Origin of the sequence: Nostoc sp. UHCC 0251, assembly GCF_034932245.1 — a bacterium.
Lineage (GTDB): Bacteria > Cyanobacteriota > Cyanobacteriia > Cyanobacteriales > Nostocaceae > Nostoc.
The window spans coordinates 1-4632 of sequence record NZ_JAYGHD010000202.1 but is presented as its reverse complement, the minus strand read 5'-3'; the positions used below and the strand labels follow the sequence as shown (position 1 = coordinate 4632).

The 4632-nt window shown below is 40.7% G+C and carries 5 protein-coding genes; 3 read left to right on the top strand and 2 right to left on the bottom strand.

Annotated features, from left to right (window positions below):
• Positions 1-67: 67 nt before the first annotated feature.
• Positions 68-706: a histidine phosphatase family protein gene (locus VB740_RS17215; RefSeq protein WP_323201182.1), complete on the bottom strand. Its 639-nt coding sequence runs from the start codon at positions 704-706 to the stop codon at positions 68-70.
• A gap of 878 nt (positions 707-1584) precedes the next feature.
• On the opposite strand from VB740_RS17215, the gene VB740_RS17210 reads away from it, so the two are divergent.
• The 3 genes from VB740_RS17210 (at position 1585) to VB740_RS17200 (ending at position 4154) form a co-directional block, all read left to right on the top strand.
• A complete protein-coding gene (locus tag VB740_RS17210) occupies positions 1585-2754 on the top strand; it encodes a serine/threonine-protein kinase (protein WP_323201181.1) in 1170 nt (389 codons plus the stop codon).
• Between the two features lie 229 nt (positions 2755-2983).
• A complete protein-coding gene (locus VB740_RS17205) occupies positions 2984-4057 on the top strand; it encodes a PstS family phosphate ABC transporter substrate-binding protein (protein WP_323201180.1) in 1074 nt (357 codons plus the stop codon).
• The gene (locus VB740_RS17200) at positions 4026-4154 is read left to right on the top strand and encodes a hypothetical protein (protein ID WP_323201179.1); all 129 of its coding nucleotides are present in this window, start codon (positions 4026-4028) and stop codon (positions 4152-4154) included. Before VB740_RS17205 ends, VB740_RS17200 begins: the two co-directional genes overlap by 32 nt.
• Here the strand turns inward: VB740_RS17200 and VB740_RS17195 are convergent.
• Entirely contained in the window at positions 4127-4627 is a 501-nt protein-coding gene (locus tag VB740_RS17195) for a DUF3368 domain-containing protein (protein WP_323201183.1), read from the bottom strand. The genes VB740_RS17200 and VB740_RS17195 overlap by 28 nt on opposite strands.
• Positions 4628-4632: the final 5 nt, after the last annotated feature.

Below are 4632 nucleotides of genomic sequence, written 5' to 3'. Positions count from 1 at the left end.
AAAAACCTCGCCCGAAGTCAAGCGACAATCATCATCCCTTTCCCCTTTCCCCTTTCCCCTTCATCTATTATGTTCCCGGACGAGAGCGAATATGATCAGGTATATGATGGCGATCGCCTAATATTTCTAACAAAGGCCCATTAACGTCAAATTTAACCATACTTACCGACGCGACCAAAATATTCACCCGATAGCGATAGCGTCCCAAATCGATTCCCAGTAAACTGCAAAGCATAATCCGAATTGTGGCTTTATGGGAAACTACTAAAACATTACCTTGGGAATGTTTTTCTTGAATTTCAGCAATTACAGGCATAGAGCGGTTAGCAATATCTACCGCAGTTTCTCCACCTAGTGGTGCATTCCAAGCGGGTTCTGTCACCCATTTTATATAGTTTTCTGCGTAATTCTCTTGGGCAAACGATTTACTCTTCCTTTCCCATTCGCCGTAACTACCTTCTCTAAGTCCATCGCGCAACTGCATATCCATACCGATAGCATCACAAAATGGCTTGGCAGTTGCAATTGTGCGCTTCATCGGGCTAACATAAACAGCCTCCCACTTCAATTTTTGATAAACATCGGCAAAACCGGATGCCATCTGCATCCCTTCAGAAGTCAACTCTGCATCAGTTTCACCGCAGAAATTACCACTTTGACTAAAAGTAGTTTCTCCATGTCGCAGTAAATATAAATTGAGTGTCATAGCTTGTGTAGCGATTGGGATAAAAGAGTTTGTGCAAAAATAAAATACCATTAATCTCGCAATCGATTCTGTGACACGAGGACAAAGTAATCAACCAAAAAAGTCAATCAACCACAAACTTGTATCTTCGATTTCAAAAGTAGCATTTTCAGCTATAGGACTAGTATTTGATTTCTGAAAAAACTCAGTACAAGTAGTAAGCCTTCTTTCCCCTTGCCTATCGCCTATTGCCTATTGCCTATTGCCTATTGCCTGTTATTGCCAGTGATAAAGCCGCGAGTAAAAGGTAGGAAATGTTGGAAAAGTTGGATGTTTTGTAGAAACTATTGAATAAATCTAAAAAATTGACAATTTACAGCTATTTAACTCAAAACTCAGTACTTGAGTTTTACTCTAAAGGCTTACCTGTTCTTAATTTTGCTCTATTTTATTTTTGTCGAACTTACGTTGATATTACAACGCGATCGCGGTTAGTGATGAATAAATCCTGGTATAAAATTGTGGTAGACACTGTAAGAAGCTTTATGTGTTTAAATTCCAATGTATCAAGGATTTGTCAGTAATCAGACCCAACAGTTGAAACAATAAATTTCTTAACTACTGAATGTTGTCTTCTGCCCGCAGTTATAAATACTGTGGACTAGTATAAAGTTTACTTAAGTGATAAAATTATTGAAATATTCCAGAAATAAATTTTATATTAAGATACTTATAAATATGTTAGATGAACCAATCAAGCGGCTAACCATAAAAATGCTCAAAAGCATAGCTCGTCTGAGAAGCTGACTGCCTCAAATAACAACAAATCTAGCGGCAGGCATTCATAACCTCACCCAACGCTCTAAATGGTCAGTAAATTAACAATTAGTATACGCCACATGAGCCAGAACCCTCTAGTTAGAAAAAAACTCCGGAGTCGCTTTGAAACAGTCAAACTGTTGGAAAGCGGAGGGACTGGTAATACTTACTTGTTAGGAGGGGCTATACGTAAAAGATATCAATCTTCTCCCCCCAGAAAAAGACTTCGAAATCGCTTTGAGATTGTCAAACACTTAGGAAGCGGGGGATCTGGTGATACCTACTTAGCCGTAGACCTAGATTTACCAGGGCGACCCCATTGTGTTGTCAAACACTTGCACCCGAAAGATCCCAACCCTGCTGTTTTACCCATCGCTAAAAGCCTATTTGATCGGGAAGCGGAAGTTTTATACCAGCTAGGTAATGACCACGACCAAATTCCTAGACTGTTTGCCCATTTTGATGAAGATGGGGATTTTTATTTAGTCCAAGAGTTTATTGATGGTCATGCATTGACTCAAGAAATTTTACCAGGCCAGCGTCTTAGCGAGAATGCAGTCGTAAATTTATTAAAAGGCATCCTGGAAGTGCTGTCCTTCGTCCACGAAAATAATATCATTCACCGCGATATTAAGCCCCAAAATTTAATGCGGCGGCACTCCGATCAGAAAATTGTGCTAATTGACTTTGGGAGTATTAAAAAAATTGGTGCTTTAGGAGCAGGCTTAACAATTGCTGTTGGGACTCCTGGCTATATGCCAAGCGAACAGGCTAAGGGAAAGCCAAAACTTTGCAGCGATATCTATGCAGTAGGGATGATTGGTATTCAAGCTTTGACAGGTTTAATACCTGAACAGCTACAAGAAGATCCTAATACTGGAGAAGTTATCTGGCGTGATAAAGTGCAGGTAAGTGATAGTCTTGCGAATATTTTAGATACAATGGTTCGCGATCGCTATAGCCAGCGTTACCAATCTGCCACAGAAGCTTTGCAAGCGCTAAATTCTGATCTGGGGTTGTCAGAGTCCTTAAAATCTACTGCCATAAGCCAAAACACTGGTGATAGCTATTTACTAAGTTATAAAAACTTTATTTTGTTATTGGGAATAGGGCTTGGTGCTGCCACTAGTTTGATAGTACTAGTTTTAATCTATACATTCATCAATACAGGTACATCACCTCCAAACCAACCGACTCAATTAAATAATTTTAGAGAAAAATTGCTTGAGCAACGGTTCACTAATATTTAGTATCAAAAGCTTAGTAGCTAACCCTGGCGGCTAATAGGGGAGTCTCTAAAAGCAATCCCACCATTGCAAAAACAGCTAAAGAGGAGATTGAAGCTTACTACATTAGAAATACTTAATCATCTACCAGCAATCATAAAATTTGCTATTTACTGACTTACTCCAGATTTATGCTTAACCTAAATATTTATAGATTCCTGTAGGATAAATAAAATAAACAATATTTAAACATATGGACAATACAAATCAAAGAAAAGCTTTAATTAACGGTGAAATCGGCCTTTTTCTTAGAGGTTTGATTATTGGGAAAGTGCTGACACTTATGGTTATTGGCGGACTGCTTTGGTGGTTACTCAAGCCGAATTTAGCGTCCCGCAGCAGCGTTAATTCCTCTAATCAAAATTTTAATACCCTCTCTAGTACTGGATCAACTTTTCAGACAGTTGCTGATGTCCCCACTGACTCATTCAACTACGGAGGCAGTACAGCTTGGGCATCTATTCGGCAATTAGTAGATTCTCAGATCCAGAGCGATCGCCCTGAACTACAATTACGCTATGTAAACCCTGTTAATGATAGCCCCGGTTCTAGCTCCGGCATTCGGATGTTGCTTGATGGGAAACTAGACTTTGTTCAGTCTTCTCGTCCCCTTACAGATGAAGAACAAGCTATGGCAAAAGAGCGAGGCTTCACCCTTGAGCAACGTCAGGTGGGTAGGGATGGCATAGCGGTGGTAGTCAACCCATCACTCAATGTGCCTGGTTTAACTGTTGAACAATTGCAGCAGATTTATTTGGGAAAAATTACTAACTGGAATCAAGTAGGTGGGCCAAACCTAGCCATTACACCTTTTTCGCAACGACCAAAGGATGCAGATACAGTAATATTCTCTAGCAACAGCGACTTAAAGGGGCAAACACTAGGTTCTAATGTGCAGTATGTCTACTCTACTACAGAGGCAGTGCGGCAACTCAGTAAAACCCCTGGCGGTGTCTATTACGCTTCTGCCCGTTCAGTATTACCTCAATGTAGTGTGAAGGCTTTGCCATTGGGTAGTACTTCTGATCAGCTAGTTCCTCCCTACCGCGAACCTTTGGTATCGTCTGAGCAGTGTCCCCGTGAGCGCAACCAGCTAAATACTCAGGCGATTAAAGATGGCAGTTATCCGATGATTGCTAATTTATTTGTGATTATTAAGCAGAATAAAGGTCGAGAACAGCAAATTGGGGATGCATATAGCAAATTTTTATTAACTGACCAAGGACAAAGGGCAATTGAGCAAGCTGGTTTCGTCGGAGTTCCCTAGTAGATTTGATGATGTTAGCGATCGCCATGAGAACCAATTTACAGTAACACGAGTAAAAGCGATCGCACATCATTCCCCCACTAACGCCAGTGCTTGATTGATTACACTCTCAGAGAGATACATTCCCAAAGAGCGCAAATTCTCTAAAATCGGTCGTGCTGCTGGTATTTTGCCACGTTGCTTTGCAGTCAAAACTAGACCAAGTGTTCCACGAACCGGAATCCCCAATACTGCTGCACATCGCCGAGCAGCAAGATCATCCACAATTGCTTCTGTACCAGGGTGCGTGTACGCCCATGTTAAAACAGATGATTCACCTTTGCCTAAATCCCAGGACTGGATAATCTCAGGTGTTGGTTGTGTTTCCACCACAATTAACCAGTTTGTTTGCGTAAGTATTACAACAGTAGGGTCTTCTGCACCTCTTTGCTGAATTTCCAGAGCTACCGCAGATGGAACTAGAATTTGCTCACCTAATAATTGCAACAAATCAACTAAACCCCCTCTAGATAAAAAGATGAGCAGGGTGGTTTCATACAACGAGAGAAAAAAACTAAAACTGGGTTTCAAAGCCT

Excerpts from the sequence above, each read along its gene's own strand:
- VB740_RS17210 (WP_323201181.1), top strand. The coding sequence starts at position 1,585 with ATGAGCCAGAACCCTCTAGTTAGAAAAAAACTCCGGAGTCGCTTTGAA.
- VB740_RS17215 (WP_323201182.1), bottom strand. The coding sequence starts at position 706 with ATGACACTCAATTTATATTTACTGCGACATGGAGAAACTACTTTTAGT.
- VB740_RS17205 (WP_323201180.1), top strand. The coding sequence starts at position 2,984 with ATGGACAATACAAATCAAAGAAAAGCTTTAATTAACGGTGAAATCGGC.